The organism is Streptomyces flavochromogenes (assembly GCF_000717595.1).
Classification (GTDB): Bacteria; Actinomycetota; Actinomycetes; order Streptomycetales; family Streptomycetaceae; genus Streptomyces; species Streptomyces flavochromogenes.
On record NZ_JNZO01000009.1, the window covers coordinates 80,097 to 100,861 of the forward strand.

A 20,765-nucleotide genomic window follows, 5' to 3' on the forward strand; every position below is an offset into this window, starting at 1 on the left:
CACAGGGGCGGGGGCCGCGTCCGCGGCGAGAGGGGTCAGGACTCCCGCGACCCCGCGTACATCTCGTCGATGAGCCCCTTGTACTCGCGCTCCACCACCGGACGCTTCAGCTTCAGGGACGGGGTCAGCTCGCCGTGCTCGATGTCGAGGTCGCGCGGAAGCAGGCGGAACTTCTTGATCGTCTGCCAGCGCTGGAGGCCCTCGTTGAGGCGGTCGACGTAGCCCTGGACCATCGCGACGGTCTGCGGGGCGGCGACGACCTCGGCGTACGACTTGCCCGCGAGGTCGTGGTCGGCGGCCCAGCCGAGGAGGGTGGGCTCGTCGAGGGCGATCAGCGCGGTGCAGAAGTTCCGGTCGGCGCCGTGGACGAGGATGTTCGAGACGAACGGGCAGACGGCCTTGAACTGGCCCTCGACCTCGGCGGGCGCGATGTACTTGCCGCCGGACGTCTTGATCAGGTCCTTCTTGCGGTCGGTGATCCGCAGGTAGCCGTCGGCGGACAGCTCGCCGATGTCCCCGGTGTGGAACCAGCCGTCGGACTCCAGGACCTCGTTCGTCTTCTCCGGCAGGCCGTGGTAGCCCTCCATGACGCCGGGGCCGCGGAGCAGGATCTCGCCGTCGTCGGCGATCCGGACCTCGGTGCCGGGGAGCGGCTTGCCGACGGTGCCGGTGCGGTAGGCCTCGCCCGGGTTGACGAAGGAGGCGGCGGACGTCTCGGTGAGTCCGTAGCCCTCCAGGATGTGGATGCCGGCGCCGGCGAAGAAGTAGCCGATCTCGGGGGCGAGCGCGGCGGATCCGGAGATGCACGCACGCAGGTTGCCGCCGAAGGCCTCACGGATCTTGGCGTAGACGAGGGCGTCGGCGACCTTGTGCTTGGCGGTGAGGCCGAACGGCGCGGAGGCGGTCCCGGTGCGGCGGAAGTTGTCCTGGCTGGCCTTGGCGTACTCGCGGGAGACGCCGGCCGCCCACTGGAAGATCTTGTACTTGGCTCCGCCGGCGGCGCGGGCCTTGGCGGCGACGCCGTTGTAGACCTTCTCGAAGATGCGGGGCACGGCCGCCATGTAGGTCGGCTGGACGACCGGGAGGTTCTCGATGATCTTGTCGACGCGGCCGTCGACGGCGGTGACGTGCCCGACCTCGATCTGGCCCGAGGTGAGGACCTTGCCGAAGACGTGGGCGAGCGGCAGCCACAGGTACTGGACGTCGGCCTGGGTGACGAGACCGGTGGCGGCGATGGCCTTGGCCATGTACGACCAGTTGTCGTGCGGGAGGCGGACGCCCTTGGGGCGGCCCGTGGTGCCCGAGGTGTAGATGAGGGTGGCGAGCTGCGTGGCGGTGATCGCCGCGACCCGCTCCTTGACGGCCTCGGGGTGCTTCTCCAGGTAGCCCTTGCCGCGCGCCTCCAGCTCGGCGAGCGTGAGGACGAACTCGCCGTCGCTCTCCACACCGGTGGCGTCGATGACGACGACATGGCGGAGGTTCGGCAGGTCGGCCCGGCGCTCGACGGCCTTCGCGAGCTGGGCCGCGTCCTCGGCGATGAGGACCCGCGACTCGGAGTCGGAGAGGATGAACGCCGACTCCTCGGCGTTGGTCTGCGGGTAGACCGTGGTGGTCGCGGCGCCCGCGCACATGACACCGAGGTCGGCGAGGATCCACTCGACCCGGGTGGAGGAGGCGAGGGCGACCCGCTCCTCGGAGGCGACACCGAGGTCGACGAGGCCCGCGGCGATCGCGTAGACCCGCTCGGCGGCCTGCCCCCAGCTGAGCGACTTCCAGTCGTCCGGGCCGGCACCGGAGGCGGCGGGCACCGGGTAGCGGTACGCCTCCGCATCCGGAGTCCGCTCGACGCGCTCAAGGAAGAGGGTCGCCACGGAGGGCGGCCGGTTCTCGATCTGGGTCTGTGTGTCGCTCACGACGTCCTCCGGGCGGCGGCGGTGCCTTCTGGTGGTTCGTAACTAACTGGCGAGTAACCTTCGAGCCGGGATCAGAGTAAAGGCCCGAGGTCCGGCGCGTAAGGGCCTACAGGGCGCCGCTTCATAACGAACGGGCCCACGCGCACATGGCGCGTGGACCCGTCGTCCGCACAGGACAGCCGTGTGGGGGCCCTGGTCTACTTCTTCTTCCCGGAGGACTCGTCGCTCGACAGAACGGCGATGAAGGCCTCCTGAGGCACCTCCACCGAGCCGACCATCTTCATGCGCTTCTTGCCTTCCTTCTGCTTCTCCAGCAGCTTCCGCTTACGGGAGATGTCACCGCCGTAGCACTTGGCGAGGACGTCCTTGCGGATGGCGCGAATGGTCTCCCGGGCGATCACCCGGGAGCCGATCGCGGCCTGGATCGGCACCTCGAAGGCCTGCCGCGGGATGAGCTCGCGCAGCTTGGCGACGAGCCGCACACCGTAGGCGTACGCGGCGTCCTTGTGGGTGACGGCGGAGAAGGCGTCGACCTTGTCGCCGTGCAGCAGGATGTCGACCTTGACCAGGCTGGAGGCCTGCTCGCCGGTGGGCTCGTAGTCGAGGGAGGCGTAACCGCGCGTCTTGGACTTCAGCTGGTCGAAGAAGTCGAAGACGATCTCGGCGAGGGGCAGGGTGTAGCGGATCTCGACCCGGTCCTCGGAGAGGTAGTCCATGCCGATCAGGGTGCCGCGACGCGTCTGGCACAGCTCCATGATCGCGCCGATGAACTCACTGGGGGCGAGGATCGTGGCGCGTACGACGGGCTCGTACACATCGTCGATCTTGCCCTCGGGGAACTCGCTCGGGTTGGTGACCGTGTGCTCGCTGCCGTCCTCCATGACCACGCGGTAGACCACGTTGGGGGCGGTGGCGATGAGGTCGAGACCGAACTCGCGCTCCAGCCGCTCACGGATGACGTCGAGGTGGAGGAGGCCCAGGAAGCCGACGCGGAAGCCGAAGCCCAGCGCGGCGGAGGTCTCCGGCTCGTAGACCAGCGCGGCGTCGTTGAGCTGCAGCTTGTCGAGGGCCTCGCGGAGGTCCGGGTACTCCGAGCCGTCCAGCGGGTAGAGGCCCGAGAAGACCATCGGCTTCGGGTCCTTGTAACCGCCGAGGGCCTCGGTGGCGCCCTTGTTCAGGGAGGTGATCGTGTCACCGACCTTGGACTGGCGGACGTCCTTCACACCGGTGATGAGGTAGCCCACCTCGCCGACGCCGAGACCGTCGGAAGGGGTCATCTCCGGAGACGAGACGCCGATCTCGAGCAGCTCGTGGGTGGCGCCGGTCGACATCATCTTGATGCGCTCGCGCTTGTTGAGCTGCCCGTCGACCACTCGTACGTAGGTCACGACACCCCGGTACGAGTCGTACACGGAGTCGAAGATCATCGCGCGGGCGGGCGCGTCGGCGACACCGACCGGGGCGGGAACGTCCCGGACGACCCGGTCGAGCAGCGCGTCGACACCGACACCGGTCTTCGCGGAGACCTTGAGGACGTCCTCCGGCTGGCAGCCGATGAGGTTGGCCAGCTCCTCGGAGAACTTCTCCGGCTGGGCGGCCGGCAGGTCGATCTTGTTCAGCACCGGAACGATCGTGAGGTCGTTCTCCATGGCCAGGTAGAGGTTGGCCAGCGTCTGCGCCTCGATGCCCTGGGCCGCGTCGACCAGCAGGACCGTGCCCTCACAGGCGGCCAGCGACCGGGACACCTCATAGGTGAAGTCGACGTGCCCAGGGGTGTCGATCATGTTCAGGATGTGCGTGTCGCCCTGACCCGGCCCCTCGGTCGGCGCCCACGGCAGCCGGACCGCCTGGGACTTGATCGTGATGCCGCGCTCCCGCTCGATGTCCATGCGGTCGAGGTACTGGGCACGCATCTGCCGCTGGTCGACCACACCGGTCAGCTGGAGCATCCGGTCGGCGAGCGTGGACTTGCCGTGGTCGATGTGCGCGATGATGCAGAAGTTGCGGATCAGAGCCGGGTCGGTACGGCTCGGCTCGGGCACGTTGGTAGGAGTCGCGGGCACGCAGGGTCTCGTCTCGGGGCGATGTCGGATCGATACGTAGGCTCCATGGTCCCATGCCCGTCGCCCTGCGCCCGGTTTGGGCGGGCACGAGAGTGGCTGATACTGTGGACAGCTGTGTCTCGTGTGCCCTCTCAGCCTGCGAGACGCATCCAGAAGGAACATCGAACCTGTAAAGGCTCTTTTCGTGGCGAACATCAAGTCCCAGATCAAGCGGAACAAGACGAACGAGAAGGCGCGCCTGCGCAACAAGGCCGTCAAGTCCTCGCTCAAGACCGCGATCCGCAAGGCCCGCGAGGCCGTCGCCGCGGGTGACGTCGAGAAGGCCACCGTGGCTTCCCGCGCCGCCTCCCGCGCGCTCGACAAGGCTGTCTCGAAGGGCGTCATCCACAAGAACGCCGCCGCCAACAAGAAGTCGGCGCTGGCCACCAAGGTTGCCGCTCTCCAGGGCTGAGCTCTGATGTAACCGGCCGCACGGGACCCAGCGGGCCCTCTCTCCCGCTCCCACCCGGCCACCCAGGACTCGCACGCGGACGCGTTCGCCACGCGGGTGCGAGCCCACCAGCTCAAACACCAAAGGCCCCGCCCCTCCTTCCCCAGGAGGGGCGGGGCCTTTGGCGTACACACGGACGGGGACGGGGGCGGCTGCGGGCCACGGGGGAATCCGTGGCCCAGCCCCTGAGCGGACCCAGGGCCACCGCCCAGGCAGGGCCCTGGCCGGACCCCCGAACGGGGGCCCAGGGGCGCAGCACGGACAAGGGTCCGGGGCACAGCCCCGAGGGGGGGCCGGGGCACAGCCCCGAGGAGGGCCCGGGGGCACAGCCCCCGGAACTCTCTTCCCCACCCACCACCAGCCCCCGGCAGGGTTTCGGGAAGGGGCGGGGTGGGGGAATCCGCCCGGCACCAGCCACCGACCGCCCCGCACCCACACCACCCGCCACGCGCGCGACCCGCATCCCGGGCCCCAGCACGGCCCGCCCAAGGCCCACCCCGGCCACGGGGCACGGGCACAGGCACAGGCACGTCACCGCAACGCAGGCACGGGCACGTCACCGCACGTCACAGGCCAAGGACAAGCCGCCCCCAACCGCTACCCGCCCCGCCGCATCCTCGCCGCCCGAGCCACCGCGACCACCGCCTTCTCCAGGGCGTACTCCGGGTCGTCCCCGCCGCCCTTCACCCCCGCGTCCGCCTCCGCGATCGCCCGCAGCGCGAGCGACACCCCGTCGGGGGTCCAGCCCCTCATCTGCTGCCGTACGCGGTCGATCTTCCACGGCGGCATACCCAGCTCCCGTGCCAGATCGGCGGGCCGCCCACCCCGTGCCGAGGACAGCTTGCCGATCGCCCGTACGCCCTGCGCCAACGCGCTGGTGACGAGCACCGGCGCGACGCCGGTCGAGAGCGACCACCGCAGGGCCTCGAGGGCCTCCGCGGCGCGCCCCTCCACCGCGCGGTCCGCGATGTTGAAGGAGGAGGCCTCGGCGCGGCCCGTGTAGTAGCGCCCGACGACGGCCTCGTCGATCGTCCCGTCCACGTCGGACGTGAGCTGCGCGACCGCGGACGCGAGTTCCCGCAGATCACTGCCGATGGAGTCGACGAGCGCCTGGCAGGCCTCGGGCGTGGCCGAACGCCCCAGCGTCCGGAACTCCTGCCGCACGAACGTCAGCCGTTCCGCCGGCTTCGTCGTCTTCGGGCAGGCCACCTCCCGCGCCCCCGCCTTGCGCGCCGCGTCGAGCAGCCCCTTGCCTTTGGCGCCTCCGGCGTGGAGCAGGACGAGCGAGATGTCCTCGATCGGGTCGTCGAGATACGCCTTGACGTCCTTGATCGTGTCGGCGGACAGATCGTGGGCGTTCCGCACGATCAGCACCTTGCGCTCGGCGAACAGCGAGGGGCTGGTGAGCTCCACCAGCGAGCCGGGCTGAAGCTGGTCGGGCGTGAGGTCGCGCACGTCCGTGTCGGCGTCGGCGGCACGCGCGGCCGCCACCACCGCCTGGACGACACGGTCGAGGAGCAGGTCCTCCTGCCCCACGGCGAGCGTCACGGGGCCGAGGAGGTCGTCGGGGGAAGTCTTTCTGGTGGCCATCGCGGTCCAGCATCCCACGGACCACTGACAGGACGGCGATGCCCGAGAATGACGGGGTGAGTGAACGACACGTACTGGTACTCCCCGACCGCGACGCCGCCGAGGAGGTCGCAGGGGAGCTCCCCGACCGCTTCGGCGTCGCCGAGGAACCGCAGCTCGTACGGGACTCCCTGGCCGGGGAGGACGACGCAGAGGACGCCCAGTGGCTGGTGGTCGTCGAGGACCCGGACGGCCGGCTCGACCCGACGGCACTGGACTCCCTGGCGGCGGAGTACGAGGGCTGGCTGGAAGCCCCGTAACCCCCCTGCGTCCGGCGCCGGGGGAACCCTCAGCCCCGCCCCGACTTGGGCACGATCTGAACGTCCAGATCGATGCTGATGCTCGACCCCACCGCCGCGATCCCCCGCGCCAGCAGCGTCTGCCAGGTGAGCGTGAAGTCCTCCCGGTGCAGTTCGGTGGTGGCCCGGCAGGCGCACCGGGTCTCGCCCTCCAGACCGCTCCCGAGGCCCAGGTACTGGGTGTCGAGGGTGACCGTGCGGCTCACCCCGTGGAGGGTGAGGGCCCCGGTGACGGCCCAACGGCTGCCGCCCTTGTGCGTGAAGCGCTCGCTGAAGAACTCCAGCGTCGGGTACGCGCCGACGTCGAGGAAGTCACCGGACCGCAGATGGTCGTCGCGCATCTGGACCCCGGTGTCGATGGAGGCCGCGTCGATGACGACGTGCATCGCGGAGCGCTCCATGCGGTCACCGATCCGGACCGCGCCGGCGAATCCGTTGAACCGGCCGTGGATCCGCGCGAGCCCGATGTGGCGTGCGGTGAAGCCGATCTGGGAGTGCGTCGGGTCGATCTCCCAGTCGCCGGGCTCGGGGAGCTGGGGCTGCGGGGCGATCTGGAGCAGCACGTCGTCGAGGCCGGTGTGGCCGCCCTCGGTGACCACGGCCCTGCCGTGGTGCGGCGTGTAGCCCTCGGCGGTGACCGCGAGCCGGTACTCGCCCGCCGGCACGGTCGCGAGCGCCGTGCCGTACGGGTCGGTCTCGCCGGCGATCACCTTGCGCCCGGCGGCGTCACTGAGGACGAACTCGGCCTGTCGGACCGGTTCGTGCACGGGGTCGAGCACCCGGCAGCTCAGCATCCCCGCCGAGGCGGGGACACTGAGGCCGGCGAGCGGGCCGCCTCGCACGGCGCCCGCCGCACGCTTCCCGAAGAGACGATCGAACATTCTTCACGCACCCCCGTGCGACTCGTTCACTATGCAACGAAGTCGCATTCGATCACCGACGGGGCGTTCGACGCAAACCGGTCACGAGGTGAACAAGCGTTACCGAGGGTTCTATTCGGAAATTCCGCCGCGAACGACCGGCAGCGCGTCGAGCTCGATCCCGAACAGATCCCGGTACGCGCCCCGCACCTCGTCCTCGCCGTCGAGGACCCGCTCGTCGCGCTCGTCCCCGGCCCGTGTGATCAGCTTCCGGTCGCTGAGAGTGATCCGGCCCTCCTCGGTGAGCAGCGAGCAGACAAGACTGCGCGGGAAGTGCGAGTCGGGCGAGGTCCGGTGGTACCAGGCGCCGGCCGTGAAGTCGGCGAGCCGGCGCGGACGGAGCTCCATCCGGTACTGCGGCTTCCCGTCCCGCAACACGTCCACGTCACCCTCGGCGGTGTCCACGAGCCGGAAGACACCCCCCGGATCCGCCTGGTCAGCGCGGTCCTCGTAGCGGAGCGGGAAGTGGCTGTGGTCACCGAAGCCGACATCGGCGAGCCACCGCTCCCCGTCCACCGTCTCCACGAGCAGTGCCATGTGGTCGTACGGGATGCCCGGCTTCCCCTCCGGCCCGAAGACCCTCGCCTGAAGCAGCGACACCCGGTAGCCGAGTCCCTTCAGCAGAACGGCGAACGCCGTGTTGACCTCGTAGCAGAACCCTCCCCGGTGCGCGCCGATCACCTTGTCGAGCAGCGCCTTCTCCTCCAGGACGATGTCCTCGCCGAGGTGGATCGAGAGGTTCTCGAACGGCACGGTGCGCAGATGACGCAGATGGAGATCGCGCAGCGCCTCGGGGTCCGCCCGGTCCGGCCGCTCCGCGCCGATGCGCCGTAGATAGGCCCGCACGTCCTCCGGCGTGGGGACGAAGGAATCGGAGGGAACGAGGGACCCGTAAGGGGCGGGGGTCTCGGCGGGAACGGATGCCGTCGGTCGCGTCGTCATGTCGCCAGTCTGCCCGGTCAGCCCTTCGCTCCACCCGGCTGTCCGACCGGCTCCGACTCCTCCTTCGGAGAGGGCAGTTCCCGCATCCGCGGCAGCGGCGAGGGCAGCACCCACAGCACGGCGAAGACGGCCCCGACGGTGGCGATCCACAGCGTCGGGCGCAGCCCGATCGCGGTACCGAGGAAGCCGCCGACGAGTGCGCCGAGCGGGCGGAAGCCGTGGTTGAGCGTCCGGAAGGCGCCCATGACCCGGGCCCGCACGGCGTCGGGTATCAGCGCCATCTGGAACGATCCCGCGGCGATGTCGACGATCATCACGCCGACACAGGAGAGGAACTCGGCGACGAACAGCACGAGCACCACCAGCGGCAGCGGACCGTCGGCCAGGGGTATCAGGACCAGCGGCAGGGTGAATCCGAGGAAGCCGGCGACGAGCGAGCCCCCGATGCCGATCCGCCGGACGACCGCGCCGCTGACGACCGCCCCGAGGAGACCGCCCACGGCTCCCGCTCCGAGGATCAGGCCGAGCAGCCCGGCGCCGAGTCCGAGTTCGGTGGTCGCATAGAGCACGAAGAGGGTGTGGAACATGTAGTTGAAGAACTGGACCGTGCCGGAGGCGGCGAACAGCGCCCGCATCGAGTGCTCCCGGACCACCCAGCGCAGTCCCTCGGTGAAGTGCCCCTTGGCCACGGGGGCCGGCGGGGGTTCGACCGGCTTGATCCGGGCCAGGTACCCGGCCGACACGAGATAGGTCAGGGCGTCCGCCACCAGGGCGAAGGGTGCGGTGAGGAACTGCACGAGCAGTCCGCCGATCCCGGGCCCCGCGAGCCAGGCCGTCGAACGGCTGCCGTTCACCAGCGAGTTCGCCTGCACATAGCGCTCGGTGGGTACGAGCGCCACGAAGAGCGTGGCGTTGCAGACCTCGAAGAGCACGGTGAGCGCGCCGATCCCGAAGGCCACGACGTACAGCTGGGTGAGTGTCAGCACGTCCAGCACATGGGCCACGGGAAGAGTCAGGACCAGCGCCGCCCGCCCGAAGTCGGCCGCGATCATCGCCCGTCTGCGACTGGTCTGCCGGTCGGCCCAGGCGCCGAAGGGCAGGTTGAGCAGGAGCGCGGGCAGGAGTTCGGCGGCCTTGAGCCAGCCCATCGCCGCGGCGTCGGCGCCGAGGACGAGCACGGCGGCGAGCGGGATCGCCATGAGGGATATCTGGTCCCCGGCGAGGGAGATGGTCTGCCCGGTCCAGTAGCGGCGGAAGGTCCGCTCGCGCAGCAGCGCCGGTACGCGTTCGACGAGAGCCATCCCGCTCACTCCTTCTCGCTGTCGGGGACGTCCAGATCCAGGTAGGCGATCCGCAGGACACTGACGGGCCTGGCGCCCTCCGGGCGGAGGGACGGGTCGGAGGCCCGCGCCTCGTACGGCCGGAGCAGCGCGTCGATGCGCGCTCCGAGGTCGGCCAGCTCCTCGTGGGTGAGGTGGAGCAGTGAGTCGCCGAACTGCTCGGCCTCCTGCCACTCCCTCGGCAGGCGCTGCCGGTTCGCCATGGCCCGGGTGACCCGCTCGAAGTACTGCTCGGCGACGGCGGCGCTCAGCGCGTCGGCCGCCTGGGCGATCGACGCGTCCTCGCTGTACTCCGGCCACTCCGTGTACTGGGCCGTGGCCTGCCAGGGCTTCTCCCGCCCCCGGCCGCCCGGTGCCTCCTCCACGAGCCCGTACTTGGCGAGTATCCGCAGGTGGTAGGAGCAGCTGGCCACGGACTCGCCGGTCAGTTCGGCGGCCCGGGTGGCGGTGAAGGGGCCGCTGCTGCGCAGCAGCCCCACCAGCGACATCCGCAGGGGGTGGGCGTACGCGCGCAGCGCTCGCGGGTCGGTGAGTCGGATACTGCGGGGCCGCTCACCCTCGGGCTCCGGATCGATGATCTCCTTCGGCATGATGAAAAGATATCTTTAGAAAGACTTCTTTACAAGGGTCCTCTCCGTCAGCGGGTCACCCTCCCCCCGGTACGGCCACCAGCCCCGGCCCCGCCCCGACGACCGCGATCGCCCCGTCGCGGTCCGTCCGCAGCACCCGCGCCCCACCGGCCCGCAAGGACTCCACCGTCCGCGGCGAGGGATGCCCGTACAGGTTGTCGCGCCCCGTCGACACCAGCGCGAGCCTCGGCCGTACCGCCCGCATCAGCCCCGGGTCCTGATGCGCGGAGCCATGGTGGGCGACCTTGAGCACGTCCACCGGCGCGAGCCCCGGATGAGCCCGCAACAGCCCCCGCTGGCCCGGCGGTTCCAGATCACCGAGCAGCAGCAGCGTCAGCCCACCGGCGGCCCTGACGAACAGCGCGACGCTGGCATCGTTCGCCCCACCGGAGCCCGCCGCCGCTCGCCCTCCCCCCGCCGCCCCGCCCTCGGCCGTCGGCCAGAGCACGGTCCACTCCAGCCCGCCGATCCTGCGCCGCTCGCCAGGATCCGCACGGATCAGCGGCACCCGCGCGGCCGCCGCCGTCCGCCGTACGAACGCCGCCTGCGCCGGCGGCTCCTCAAGACACGTCGTCTGGATCGCCCCCACAGACCGCCCCCGCAACACCCCCGGCAACCCGGCCACATGGTCGGCGTGGAAGTGGGTCAGCACCAGCAACGGCACCCTGCGCACCCCGAGTTCTCGCAGACATCGGTCCACCGGTACGGGGTCGGGGCCCGCGTCCACCACAACGGCCGCGTCCCCACCCGCCGCGAGGACCGTCGCATCCCCCTGCCCCACCTGACACATCGCGAACACCCAGCCCTGGGGCGGCCATCCGGTGACCCACCGCGTCACCGGCACCGGCCGCACCACCGCGAGCAGCAGCAGTACGACGACGAGCCCGGCGACCGGCCCCCGGTACGGCAGTCTGCGCGCCGCGAGAACCACCACCATGGTCACCAGGGCGAGCGCGAACCCGCCCCACCACCCGCCGGGCCAGCTCAGCTCCGCCCCCGGCAGCGCGGCGCCCGTACGGGCCACCCGCGCGATCCACCCGGCCGGCCACCCCGCCACCCACGCCAGCCCTTCCGCGGCCGGCATCCAGACCGCCGCCACGGCGAGCGCGGCGAAGCCGAACACCGTCGCCGGCGCCACCGCGAGCTCGGCGAACAGGTTCGCCGGGATCGCCACCAGACTCACCCGCCCGGCGAAGACCACCACGACGGGAGAGCACACCGCCTGCGCCGCCAAGGACGCCGCCAACGCCTCCGCCAGACGGCCGGGCACGCCACGCCGCTGCAGCGCCTCGCTCCAGCGTGGCGCCACCGTCAGAAGGGCCCCGGTGGCGAGGACCGAGAGCAGAAATCCGTAGCTCCGCGCGAGCCACGGGTCGTAGAGCACCAGGAGCAGCACGGCGGCGGCCAGCGCGGGGATCAGCGATCTCCGTCGGCCGGTACCGATCGCGAGCAGCACGACAAGCCCGCAGGCCGCGGCGCGCAGCACACTCGGTTCGGGCCTGCAGACCACCACGAAGGCAAGCGTCAGCGCTCCCCCGGCCACCGCGGTGCCCCGCAGCGACATCCCCAACCTGGGCGCGAGCCCACCGCGCTCCACCTGATGTGCCCGCCCGGGACGTCCGACCAGAAGAAGCAGGACGACGGACAGATTGCTGCCCGAAACGGCGAGCAGGTGCGTGAGGTCGGTGGCGACGAAGGCGTCCCGCAGCTCGGACCCGATCCGCGAGGTGTCCCCGACGACCAGACCGGGCAACAGGGCCCGCGCGTCCGGGTCGAGGCCGTCCGTAGCCCGCCGCAGGCCGGCACGCAGCTCCCCCGCCGTCCGCTGCAGCGCGCTCGGCGGGCCGATGATCCGAGGCGCGCTCCCACCGCTGACCTTGAGCACTGCCGCGAAAGGTTCTCCGGGACGCGAGGGCGGCGCGAGCCTGGCACCGACCCTCAGCCGCGTGGACGGCAGCAGACGCAGCCACTCCGCCCGCCCCTCCCCGGGCGGCACGATCAGCAGTACCGGCGCCCTGGTCCGGTGGACCGTCCCGTCCGGCCGCTCGGCGCGGGTCACCTCGCCGTCCAGGACGACGGAGACCGGCACCGTCTCGCTGCCCCGCACCCGGGGCCGGGTGAGCCGGGGATCCGAGGTCACCGTCACGTCCAGCTGCGCCCTCGCGTACTCCCGCGCCAGGGCCGGTACGGGTCCGCGCCGCAGATCCGCCGTATGCAGCCCGGCCGACGCGGCCCCTGCGGCGGCACAGAGCAGGACCCCGGCGAACGCCGTCGCCCGTAACCGCCACCCGGGCGTGCCCCGCCGGGGCGGCACGTCCGCCGCCAGGGTCCCCTCGCCGGGCCACGCGGTCCGGCCGAACCAGCGTGCCGCCCCAGGGGTCAGGAGGAGACCGCCTCCCACCAGACAGACCAGGACTCCCGCCACTGTCCACCACCCGGCGACCCCCACCGCGATCGCCGCCGCCACCCACGCGGCCACCGCGAGCGGGACGAGCCGAAGATCGGCCGGCCCCTCCTCCCAGGACGGCGCCCGGGCTCCCCGCCCGTCCGCCGTCGCCTCGTCCACCGCCACCGCGTCCGCCGTCACCTCGTCCGGCTTCACGGCCGCACGAGCCGTTCGAGTTCGGCGAACCGTCGCTCACCGATGCCGTTGACCTCCCGCAGCTCCCCGACCGACCGGAAGCCGCCGTGCTCCGCACGATGGTCGACGATGTGCCGGGCAAGAACCGGGCCGACGCCCGGCAGCGTGTCGAGTTGCTCGACCGTGGCCGTGTTGAGGCTCAACGGCACCCCTGGCCTGCCCCCACCGGCGCCACCGCCGGATGCCGATCCACCGCCAGGACCGAGACCTGAGCCCCCGACCGGCGTCCCCGGCAGCCCGACGAGAACCTGCTCGCCGTCGAACAGCACACGGGCCCGGTTGAGTCCGGTGAGATCGGCGTCGGGCTTCGCCCCACCCGCGGCCCGCAGGGCGTCCGCCACCCGCGAGCCGGCCGGCAGCGTCAGCACCCCGGGCCTGTACACCTTGCCCCCGACGTCGACGATCACCCGCGTTCCGCCCAGGCCGGGCCCCGGCACCACCCCCGGCCCGGTCCTGGAGGCGGGCGTCGCACGTGCGGCGGGTGCGGCGGCGACCGGTGCGGCACGCACGAGCTCCGGAGCCCGCACCGGTTCCGGCCGGCCCGTCCAGAAGTAGCCGCCCGCGAGGCCCGCGGCCACGACCAGCACCACCGTCAGCGCGGCCAACGCCCTCGGTTCGAGCCCGATCCGCGTCTGCACCCACACCGGGGTCCGGTCACGCAGCACCGCCGCGAACCGCGCCCTCACTCCTGGCGGCGAACCCCGATCGCGTACCCCCGACGGAGATCCCCGCTCCTCCGCCTCCGCAAAAGCGTCCGCCCCCGGATCCGCAACCGCGTCCTCCGCCGCCGCAGCCCCCTCCGCCGCTTCCCCCGCGGACGCGGCCGGGAACAGCTCATCCCCTCGCCGCCGTACGACAGCCTCGGAAGCCGCGCCGACCCTCCTCACCCGGGTCCGCCTCCTGGCCCGCCCGGGAGGCGCGCCACGCGCTCCGGGGCGGCTCCTCCCGTCGGAGCCCGGCGTCCTGCCGGGACCGCTGGTCGGAGCGCCCGTCGTGCCCAGAACGCCGGAGGTCGTCGATGAGATGCGTGTACGAAGAGTCATGCAGATGACGGTAGGAATCACGGCCGTGCCGTGCGGGACTCACACACGTTCCGTGGACGGAGCCCGCGCTGTGGAAAACTCCGTCACTCCCCCGGGGGACGGGCCCCGGTGCGGACTCAGCGCGGCGAGACGACGACCGCGAGGAGCCCGGGCCCCGTGTGCGCGCCGATGACCGCCCCCACCTCGCTGACGTGCAGCTCCGCCACGCCCGGCACCCGCTCCTTGAGCCGTTCGGCGAGCGCGGTGGCCCGCTCGGGCGCGGAGAGATGGTGGACGGCGATGTCGACGGGGCCGGAACCGGCGCGCTCCACGGCGATCTCCTCGAGCCGGGCGATGGCCTTCGAGGCCGTCCGCACCTTCTCCCGCAGCTCGATCCGTCCGCCGTCGAGTTCGAGGAGCGGCTTCACCGCGAGCGCGGAGCCGAGCAGCGCCTGCGCCGCCCCGATGCGCCCGCCGCGGCGCAGATAGTCCAGGGTGTCGACGTAGAAGTAGGCGGAGGTGCCCGCGGCGCGCTTCTCGGCGGCCGCGACGGCCTCGTCGAGCGATCCGCCCGCCTCGGCGACCTGGGCCGCCGCGAGGGCGCAGAAGCCCAGGGCCATGCCCATCATGCGGGTGTCCACGACCCGTACGGGCACGGGAGCGTCCTTCGCGGCGAGCACGGCCGCGTCGTAGGTCCCGGAGACCTCGGCGGAGAGATGGAGGGAGACGACGCCCTTCGCGCCGGCCTCCGCGGCCACGCGGTAGGCCTCGGCGAAGATCTCGGGGCTGGGCCGCGAGGTGGTGACGGCCCGCCTCTTCTGCAGGGCCTCGACGAGCGCCTTGGCCGAGACCTCGGTGCCCTCCTCGAGGGCGCGGTCGCCGATGACGACGGTCAACGGGACCGTGGTGATGGCGTGCCGCTCCCTGGTCTGGCGTGGCAGGTAGGCCGTGGAATCGGTGACGATCGCGACATGCCGGGACATGAGCGGGAGGTTACCCGCCGAGACCGGCGCGCGGCAGCCCGGCCCCCACCGTGAACGCTCCGACACCACCGAGCGCCCGTCCCGCCCGGCGCCCGGCCGGGCTTCCGCGTCCGCGGTTCGTCAGGTGGTCGTCTCCGGGCGGGCCGACTTCTCCCATGGGTAGGAGGTCAGACGGGGGTCGGGCGCCGTGATCGCGGACGGCTCGCCGCCGGCCGCCGGCCGCGAGCTCCCGGAGGTTCCACTCTGGCGACCCGGCACCGAGCTCCCTGAGGCCGTCCCCGACGTGTCGGTGGTCCCCGGCGTCCCGGCGCTGGTCTCCGGCCCCGTCGTCGTCCAGTGCCGCAGCGCACCCGCCTCGACGTCGATCTGCGCGCTGAGCGACGACAGATCGTCCTCGGCGAACCTGAGGGCCCGCTCCCGGGCGGCGCGCCGCAGTGCGTCGGCCGAGCTGGTGATCCGCTCGGTCCGTGCGGTGAGGTCGGCGAGCTGCCCGGCCACCCAGGCCCGGTCGGGCTCCCGCTCGAGCCGCTTGAGGTCCTCGTCCAGCTCGAGCCCGTGCGCGCTCAGCCGGTGGAACAGCTCGAGCGACTCCCTCAGCGACGCGTCCTCGCCGACCCCGGCCTGCAGGGCCTCCTGGGTGGCCCGCATCGAGGTGCGCAGCGAGAGCCGCAGCCGGGCCAGCTCACCCGCCGTCCCGGCCTGTCCGAAGCTCTTGGCCCGCAGCGTGGTGTCCTCGACGGTGCGCCGGGCCTGGTCGATCGTGCGGTCCACGCCGCGCTTGGCGGCCTTGACCGCCTTCACCGTGGCATAGACACCCAGCGCCACGAAGGACAAGAAGAGCAGCGCCATGATCGTGATAATCGCGGCTTCCATGTGCGCCCCTCCGGCGTCCGTCCGGTCCCCACGGATGTGGTTCCTCCACCGTAAACGGAACGGGCAGGCCGGGGGTTCCATCGGAACCCCCAACCTGCCCGTAGGGGACATCCCTATGTGCGTCAGCCGGCGACGATGTTGACCAGCTTCGGCGCCCGCGCGATCACCTTGCGGATCTCGGCGCCGCCCAGCGCGGCGACCACGTGCGGGTCGGCCAGCGCCAGCGTCTCGAGCTCCGCGTCGGTGATCGACGGGGAGACCTCCAGGCGGGCCTTGACCTTGCCCTTGATCTGCACGACGCAGGTCACGGTCTCGTCGACGACGTACGCCGGGTCGGCGACCGGGAAGCCCTGGTGGACCACCGAGTCGCTGTGGCCCAGCCTGCGCCACAGCTCCTCCGCGATGTGCGGGGCCAGCGGGGCGACCAGCAGGACAAGCTGCTCGGCGACCGGCCGGGAGAGCGCGCCACCGGACTTCGTCAGGTGGTTGTTCAGCTCGGTGATCTTGGCGATGGCGGTGTTGAAGCGCATCGCGACCATGTCCTGGGCGACGCCGTCGATCGCCTTGTGCAGGGCGCGCAGCGTGTCCTCGTCGGCCTCGGTGTCGACGACCGTGACCTCACCGGTCGACTCGTCGACGATGTTGCGCCACAGCCGCTGCAGCAGCCGGTACTGGCCGATCACCGCGCGCGTGTCCCAGGGACGCGACACGTCCAGCGGGCCCATCGCCATCTCGTACAGGCGCAGGGTGTCGGCGCCGTACTCGGAGCAGATCTCGTCCGGCGTCACGGCGTTCTTCAGGGACTTGCCCATCTTGCCCAGGACGCGGCTGACCTTCTCGCCCTCGTACCAGAAGCCGCCGTCGCGCTCCTCGACCTCGGCCGCCGGAACGGCGATCCCGCGCGCGTCGCGGTAGACGAACGCCTGGATCATGCCCTGGTTGTAGAGCTTGTGGAACGGCTCGGCCGAGGAGATGTGGCCCAGGTCGAACAGCATCTTGGACCAGAAGCGCGCGTACAGCAGGTGCAGCACGGCGTGCTCGGCGCCGCCGACGTACAGGTCGACGCCGCCGGTGGGCATGCCCTCGCGCGGGCCCATCCAGTACTGCTCGACGGCGGGGTCGACCAGCTGCTCGGAGTTGTGCGGGTCCAGGTAGCGCAGCTCGTACCAGCAGGAACCGGCCCAGTTGGGCATGGTGTTGGTCTCGCGGCGGTACTGGCGCGGACCGGCGCCGTCACCGAGGTCCAGGGTGACGTTGACCCAGTCCTCGTTGCGGGACAGCGGGGTCTCCGGCTGGGTGTCCGCGTCGTTCGGGTCGAAGGTGCGCGGCGAGTAGTCCTCGACCTCCGGCAGCTCCAGCGGCAGCATCGACTCGGGCAGCGAGTGGGCGACGCCGTCCTCGTCGTAGACGATCGGGAAGGGCTCGCCCCAGTAGCGCTGGCGGCTGAACAGCCAGTCGCGCAGCCGGAAGTTGACGGTGCCCTCGCCGATGCCGCGGTCGGCCAGCCAGGCGGTGATCCTCGCCTTGGCGTCGACGACGCCCAGGCCGTCGAGCGCCACGTCCTCGTTGGAGGAGTTGACCAGCTTGGCCTCGTACGAGGCGAAGGCGTCGTCCCAGGTCGACGGGTCCGTGCCGCGCTCGTCGCTGGGCTCGACGACACAGCGCATCGGCAGTTCGAAGGCGCGCGCGAAGGCGAAGTCGCGGCTGTCGTGGGCGGGGACGGCCATGATGGCGCCGGTGCCGTAGCCCATCAGGACGTAGTCGGCGATGAAGACCGGGACCTGCTCGCCGCTGACCGGGTTGGTCGCGTACGCGCCGGTGAAGACACCGGTCTTCTCCTTGGCGTCGGCCTGCCGCTCCACGTCGGACTTGGAGGCGGCCTGCTTGCGGTAGGCGTCGACGGCCTCGGACGGGGTGGCGTGTCCGCCGGTCCACACGTCGTGGGTGCCCTCGGGCCAGGTGGCCGGGACGATCTTCTCGACCAGGTCGTGCTCGGGCGCCAGGACCATGTAGGTGGCGCCGAACAGGGTGTCCTGGCGGGTGGTGAAGACGGTGATGGCACCGGTGTCGCCGACCTGGAAGTCGACGCGGGCGCCCTCGGAGCGGCCGATCCAGTTCCGCTGCTGCAGCTTGATGGCCTCGGGCCAGTCCAGCGCGTCCAGGTCGTCGAGCAGGCGGTCCGCGTAGGCGGTGATCCGCATGTTCCACTGGCGCAGCTTGGACTTGAAGACGGGGAAGTTGCCGCGCTCGGAGCGACCGTCGGCGGTGACCTCCTCGTTGGCCAGCACCGTGCCCAGGCCGGGGCACCAGTTGACCGGCGCGTCGGAGGCGTAGGCCAGGCGGTACTCGCCCAGGACGTCGGAGCGCTCGGCGGCGGTCAGCTCGCTCCACGCGCGCGTGCCGCCGGGAACCTCACGCGTGCCGTTCTCGAACTGCGCGATCAGCTCGGCGATCGGACGGGCCTTGCCGGCCTCGTCGTCGTACCAGGAGTTGAAGATCTGCAGGAAGATCCACTGGGTCCACTTGTAGTACTCGGGGTCGATCGTGGCGAACGACCGGCGCTTGTCGTGGCCCAGGCCCAGCCGGCGCAGCTGGACCTTCATGTTCTCCATGTTGGCCTCGGTGGACACACGCGGGTGCGTGCCCGTCTGCACGGCGTACTGCTCGGCCGGCAGGCCGAAGGCGTCGAAGCCCAGGGTGTGCAGCACGTTGTGGCCGGTCATGCGCGCGTGGCGGGCGAAGACGTCCGTGGCGATGTAGCCGAGCGGGTGGCCGACGTGCAGGCCCGCACCCGAGGGATACGGGAACATGTCCATGATGAACTTCTTGGGCCGGGCGGCGATCGCGGGGTCGCCCGCCAGGTCACCGGTGGGGTTCGGGGCCTCGTACGTGCCCTCGGCGTCCCAGAAGTCCTGCCAGCGTGCCTCGATGTCGGCGGCCATGGCCGCCGTGTAGCGATGCGGGGCCGCCGTCTCGGCGGCCGTATTGATCTCGGTCATGGTCCTTGAAGCTCCATCGATCGTCTCTGCCCACTGCCACGGACTGCCGTGAAATGAAAAAACCCCTCGCACAGGAGGGGACGCCGCGCCGACTCCGGCGGATGTCTGTCATCCGCCGGGACTGATCAGCGCGGCTCGGTAAGCAGAAGGCGTACGGCACGCATGGCGCCAGGGTACCGCAGGGCCCGAGCGGGCCGCACCGACGTTCCACGGAGCGGAGCCGCAGCGAGTGAAGCCGGACAACAACGAAGAAGCGGGCCACCCGATCCGGGTGACCCGCTTCTTTTCTGTGGAGCTAAGGAGAATTGAACTCCTGACCTCCTGCATGCCATGCAGGCGCTCTACCAACTGAGCTATAGCCCCTTGCTTTCCGTCTCCGTTTCGGTTTCCCTCGCGGCGACAGACAGAACATTAACCGGCTTCCCGGCAGATCTCCAAATCGATTCTCCGGGCCCTCCTGACCTGCCGGGTAGGGTCGCCGACTGTGTCCGTCTCCGTGCTCTCCAAGACCCGCGCCCGGCCCTGGCCCCTGGCCACCGCCGCGGCGACCTGCCTGCTCTCGTTCGTGGCCTTCTGGGTGGCGCAACGCCTCGCCCACGTGAACATGCTCGACGTGATGGTCTACCGGGCCGAGGGCGAGACGGTCCGGGCCGGCGGTGATCTGTACGCGATGCGCGCGACCTCGGCGAACCTCGGCATGACCTACCCGCCCTTCGCGGCCCTGCTGTTCGTCCCGCTGACCCTGGTGAGCGTGCCCGTGATGCGCACGCTGGCCACCGCGGGGAACCTGCTTCTGGTGGTCGCGCTGGTGCAGCTGTCGCTCCAGCTGGTCCGCCCGTCGCTGTCGCGCACGGACCTGTGGCGTACGACACTGTGGGTCGCCGCGGTGGTGGTCTGGTGCGAGCCGGTGTGGACGACTCTGCGGTACGGCCAGATCAACCTGCTCATAGCGGTGGCGGTGCTCTGGGACCTCACCCGGCGCCGGGACAGCCGCTGGGCCGGCCTGGGTATCGGCCTGGCCACCGCGGTGAAGCTCACACCGGGGCTCTTCGTGGTCCTGCTGCTCGTCGCGGGCGTACTGCTGTGGCGCCGGGACCGGAACTGGAACACCTGGCTGCGCACGGCGGTGACGGCGACCGGGGTGTTCCTGGGGACGACGCTGGCCGTGGCGCTCGTGCTGCCGGCGGACTCGAAGCGGTTCTGGACGGAGACGCTGTTCGAGACCGGCCGGGTGGGCTTCGCCGAGGAGACCGCCAACCAGTCGATCCGCGGAGTCCTGGCCCGTCTGATGCACACCGACGACCCGGGCATGTGGTGGGCGGTGACCGCGGCCCTTCTGGGCGGCCTGGCGATGGTCCTCGCGGTGCGGGCCGCGGTGCGCGGGGACAAGGCGGTGGCGGTGATCGTCTGCGCGTTCACGGCGCTGATGATCAGCCCGATCTCCTGGTCCCACCACTGGGTCTGGTGCGTGCCCCTGCTGATCCTGCTCGCGGACCGCGCCACGCGCGCGTGGCCGGTGACGGGGGCGGTCGCCCTGGCCTTCGCCTCGTTCGCGCTGTGGTGGGTTCCGCACGACCCGGGCCGGCCGGAACTGGACCAGAACGCGGGTCAGATGGTGCTGTCCGCGATCTATCCGCTGACGACCACGGCCCTGCTCGTGGGGTACGTGCTGATGCTGCGGCGTCAGGCCGTGGCGAAGGAATAGAACCGCTTGAGGGTGCAGTGCTCGTCGAGGAGCCGGCCGTAGATCGGCTCTCCCTCCAGCTCGCGGTACGTCTCGATGGGGTCGCCTTTTATGATCAGCGCCCGCGCGCACTCCTCGCACCAGTACTGGAACCCCGGGTTGACGGGGTCCATGTCGCGCACGATGGGCGTGCCGCTGCCGCACCAGTCGCACTTCCGCCTGTGTGCACCCATCAGTCAGCTCCAGCTGTGGCCGCAGGCCGTGCACCCATAGGACACCCCGCCGTTGTCGCCGAGCACTTGGGCCACCCTCCCGTCCGGATCCTCGTCCCCCTCCGG

At 71.4% G+C, this 20,765-nt stretch carries 16 protein-coding genes and 1 tRNA gene; 3 read left to right on the forward strand and 14 right to left on the reverse strand.

Translation table 11 applies throughout. The features are described from left to right. Window positions 1–35 precede the first annotated feature (35 nt). Window positions 36–1,913: an AMP-dependent synthetase/ligase gene (locus IF00_RS0112790; RefSeq protein WP_030317507.1), complete on the reverse strand. Its 1,878-nt coding sequence runs from the start codon at window positions 1,911–1,913 to the stop codon at window positions 36–38. A gap of 197 nt (window positions 1,914–2,110) precedes the next feature. Then, window positions 2,111–3,976 (reverse strand): translation elongation factor 4, encoded by a 1,866-nt coding sequence (gene lepA / locus IF00_RS0112795; protein WP_030317510.1) that lies wholly within the window; start codon window positions 3,974–3,976, stop codon window positions 2,111–2,113. A 184-nt stretch (window positions 3,977–4,160) separates the two neighbouring features. Between lepA and rpsT the strand changes: the two genes are divergently transcribed. Then, complete coding sequence (gene rpsT / locus IF00_RS0112800) at window positions 4,161–4,427, forward strand: 30S ribosomal protein S20 (RefSeq protein ID WP_030317512.1); 267 nt, start codon at window positions 4,161–4,163, stop codon at window positions 4,425–4,427. A gap of 636 nt (window positions 4,428–5,063) precedes the next feature. Here the strand turns inward: rpsT and holA are convergent. After that, window positions 5,064–6,056 carry a DNA polymerase III subunit delta gene (gene holA, locus IF00_RS0112805; protein ID WP_030317514.1) on the reverse strand — a complete coding sequence of 331 codons (993 nt, stop codon included), beginning with the start codon at window positions 6,054–6,056 and terminating at the stop codon, window positions 5,064–5,066. 38 nt (window positions 6,057–6,094) lie between these two features. Between holA and IF00_RS0112810 the strand changes: the two genes are divergently transcribed. Continuing rightward, the gene (locus IF00_RS0112810) at window positions 6,095–6,355 is read left to right on the forward strand and encodes a hypothetical protein (RefSeq protein ID WP_194481545.1); all 261 of its coding nucleotides are present in this window, start codon (window positions 6,095–6,097) and stop codon (window positions 6,353–6,355) included. Between the two features lie 29 nt (window positions 6,356–6,384). Here the strand turns inward: IF00_RS0112810 and IF00_RS0112815 are convergent, their stop codons facing one another. The 10 genes from IF00_RS0112815 to IF00_RS0112860 form a co-directional block, all read right to left on the reverse strand. Continuing rightward, window positions 6,385–7,275, reverse strand: a complete 891-nt coding sequence (locus IF00_RS0112815; RefSeq protein ID WP_030317518.1) for a YceI family protein — start codon at window positions 7,273–7,275, stop codon at window positions 6,385–6,387. Window positions 7,276–7,386: 111 nt separating this feature from the next. Then, window positions 7,387–8,256 (reverse strand): arylamine N-acetyltransferase family protein, encoded by an 870-nt coding sequence (locus IF00_RS0112820; protein WP_078944656.1) that lies wholly within the window; start codon window positions 8,254–8,256, stop codon window positions 7,387–7,389. Between the two features lie 17 nt (window positions 8,257–8,273). Next, window positions 8,274–9,557, reverse strand: coding sequence for an MFS transporter (locus IF00_RS0112825; RefSeq protein WP_030317522.1), 1,284 nt, complete (start codon window positions 9,555–9,557; stop codon window positions 8,274–8,276). A gap of 5 nt (window positions 9,558–9,562) precedes the next feature. After that, window positions 9,563–10,186 carry a winged helix-turn-helix domain-containing protein gene (locus IF00_RS0112830; RefSeq protein WP_030317524.1) on the reverse strand — a complete coding sequence of 208 codons (624 nt, stop codon included), beginning with the start codon at window positions 10,184–10,186 and terminating at the stop codon, window positions 9,563–9,565. A gap of 55 nt (window positions 10,187–10,241) precedes the next feature. Further along, window positions 10,242–12,827: a ComEC/Rec2 family competence protein gene (locus IF00_RS0112835; protein ID WP_425338308.1), complete on the reverse strand. Its 2,586-nt coding sequence runs from the start codon at window positions 12,825–12,827 to the stop codon at window positions 10,242–10,244. After that, entirely contained in the window at window positions 12,824–13,909 is a 1,086-nt protein-coding gene (locus IF00_RS43630) for a ComEA family DNA-binding protein (RefSeq protein WP_078944659.1), read from the reverse strand. Before IF00_RS43630 ends, IF00_RS0112835 begins: the two co-directional genes overlap by 4 nt. Window positions 13,910–14,025: 116 nt before the next feature. Then, the gene (locus tag IF00_RS0112845) at window positions 14,026–14,871 is read right to left on the reverse strand and encodes a DegV family protein (protein ID WP_030317529.1); all 846 of its coding nucleotides are present in this window, start codon (window positions 14,869–14,871) and stop codon (window positions 14,026–14,028) included. 120 nt (window positions 14,872–14,991) lie between these two features. Further along, the gene (locus IF00_RS0112850) at window positions 14,992–15,744 is read right to left on the reverse strand and encodes a hypothetical protein (protein ID WP_030317531.1); all 753 of its coding nucleotides are present in this window, start codon (window positions 15,742–15,744) and stop codon (window positions 14,992–14,994) included. Between the two features lie 122 nt (window positions 15,745–15,866). Next, entirely contained in the window at window positions 15,867–18,743 is a 2,877-nt protein-coding gene (leuS, locus tag IF00_RS0112855) for a leucine--tRNA ligase (protein ID WP_030317533.1), read from the reverse strand. 290 nt (window positions 18,744–19,033) lie between these two features. Next, window positions 19,034–19,106, reverse strand: a tRNA-Ala gene (locus IF00_RS0112860). 121 nt (window positions 19,107–19,227) lie between these two features. Between IF00_RS0112860 and IF00_RS0112865 the strand changes: the two genes are divergently transcribed. After that, a complete protein-coding gene (locus IF00_RS0112865) occupies window positions 19,228–20,448 on the forward strand; it encodes a glycosyltransferase 87 family protein (RefSeq protein ID WP_030317535.1) in 1,221 nt (406 codons plus the stop codon). Here IF00_RS0112865 and IF00_RS0112870 read toward each other — a convergent pair. Then, window positions 20,427–20,660, reverse strand: coding sequence for a hypothetical protein (locus IF00_RS0112870; protein ID WP_015033559.1), 234 nt, complete (start codon window positions 20,658–20,660; stop codon window positions 20,427–20,429). The two genes, IF00_RS0112865 and IF00_RS0112870, sit on opposite strands and share 22 nt — an antisense overlap. Window positions 20,661–20,765: the final 105 nt, after the last annotated feature.

Coding starts and splice junctions, on each gene's coding strand:
- IF00_RS0112870 (WP_015033559.1), bottom strand. CDS start 20,660: ATGGGTGCACACAGGCGGAAGTGCGACTGGTGCGGCAGCGGCACGCCC.
- IF00_RS0112820 (WP_078944656.1), bottom strand. CDS start 8,256: ATGACGACGCGACCGACGGCATCCGTTCCCGCCGAGACCCCCGCCCCT.
- IF00_RS0112845 (WP_030317529.1), bottom strand. CDS start 14,871: ATGTCCCGGCATGTCGCGATCGTCACCGATTCCACGGCCTACCTGCCA.
- IF00_RS0112830 (WP_030317524.1), bottom strand. CDS start 10,186: ATGCCGAAGGAGATCATCGATCCGGAGCCCGAGGGTGAGCGGCCCCGC.
- IF00_RS43630 (WP_078944659.1), bottom strand. CDS start 13,909: ATGACTCTTCGTACACGCATCTCATCGACGACCTCCGGCGTTCTGGGC.
- holA (WP_030317514.1), bottom strand. CDS start 6,056: ATGGCCACCAGAAAGACTTCCCCCGACGACCTCCTCGGCCCCGTGACG.
- IF00_RS0112815 (WP_030317518.1), bottom strand. CDS start 7,275: ATGTTCGATCGTCTCTTCGGGAAGCGTGCGGCGGGCGCCGTGCGAGGC.
- IF00_RS0112825 (WP_030317522.1), bottom strand. CDS start 9,557: ATGGCTCTCGTCGAACGCGTACCGGCGCTGCTGCGCGAGCGGACCTTC.
- leuS (WP_030317533.1), bottom strand. CDS start 18,743: ATGACCGAGATCAATACGGCCGCCGAGACGGCGGCCCCGCATCGCTAC.
- IF00_RS0112850 (WP_030317531.1), bottom strand. CDS start 15,744: ATGGAAGCCGCGATTATCACGATCATGGCGCTGCTCTTCTTGTCCTTC.
- IF00_RS0112810 (WP_194481545.1), top strand. CDS start 6,095: ATGCCCGAGAATGACGGGGTGAGTGAACGACACGTACTGGTACTCCCC.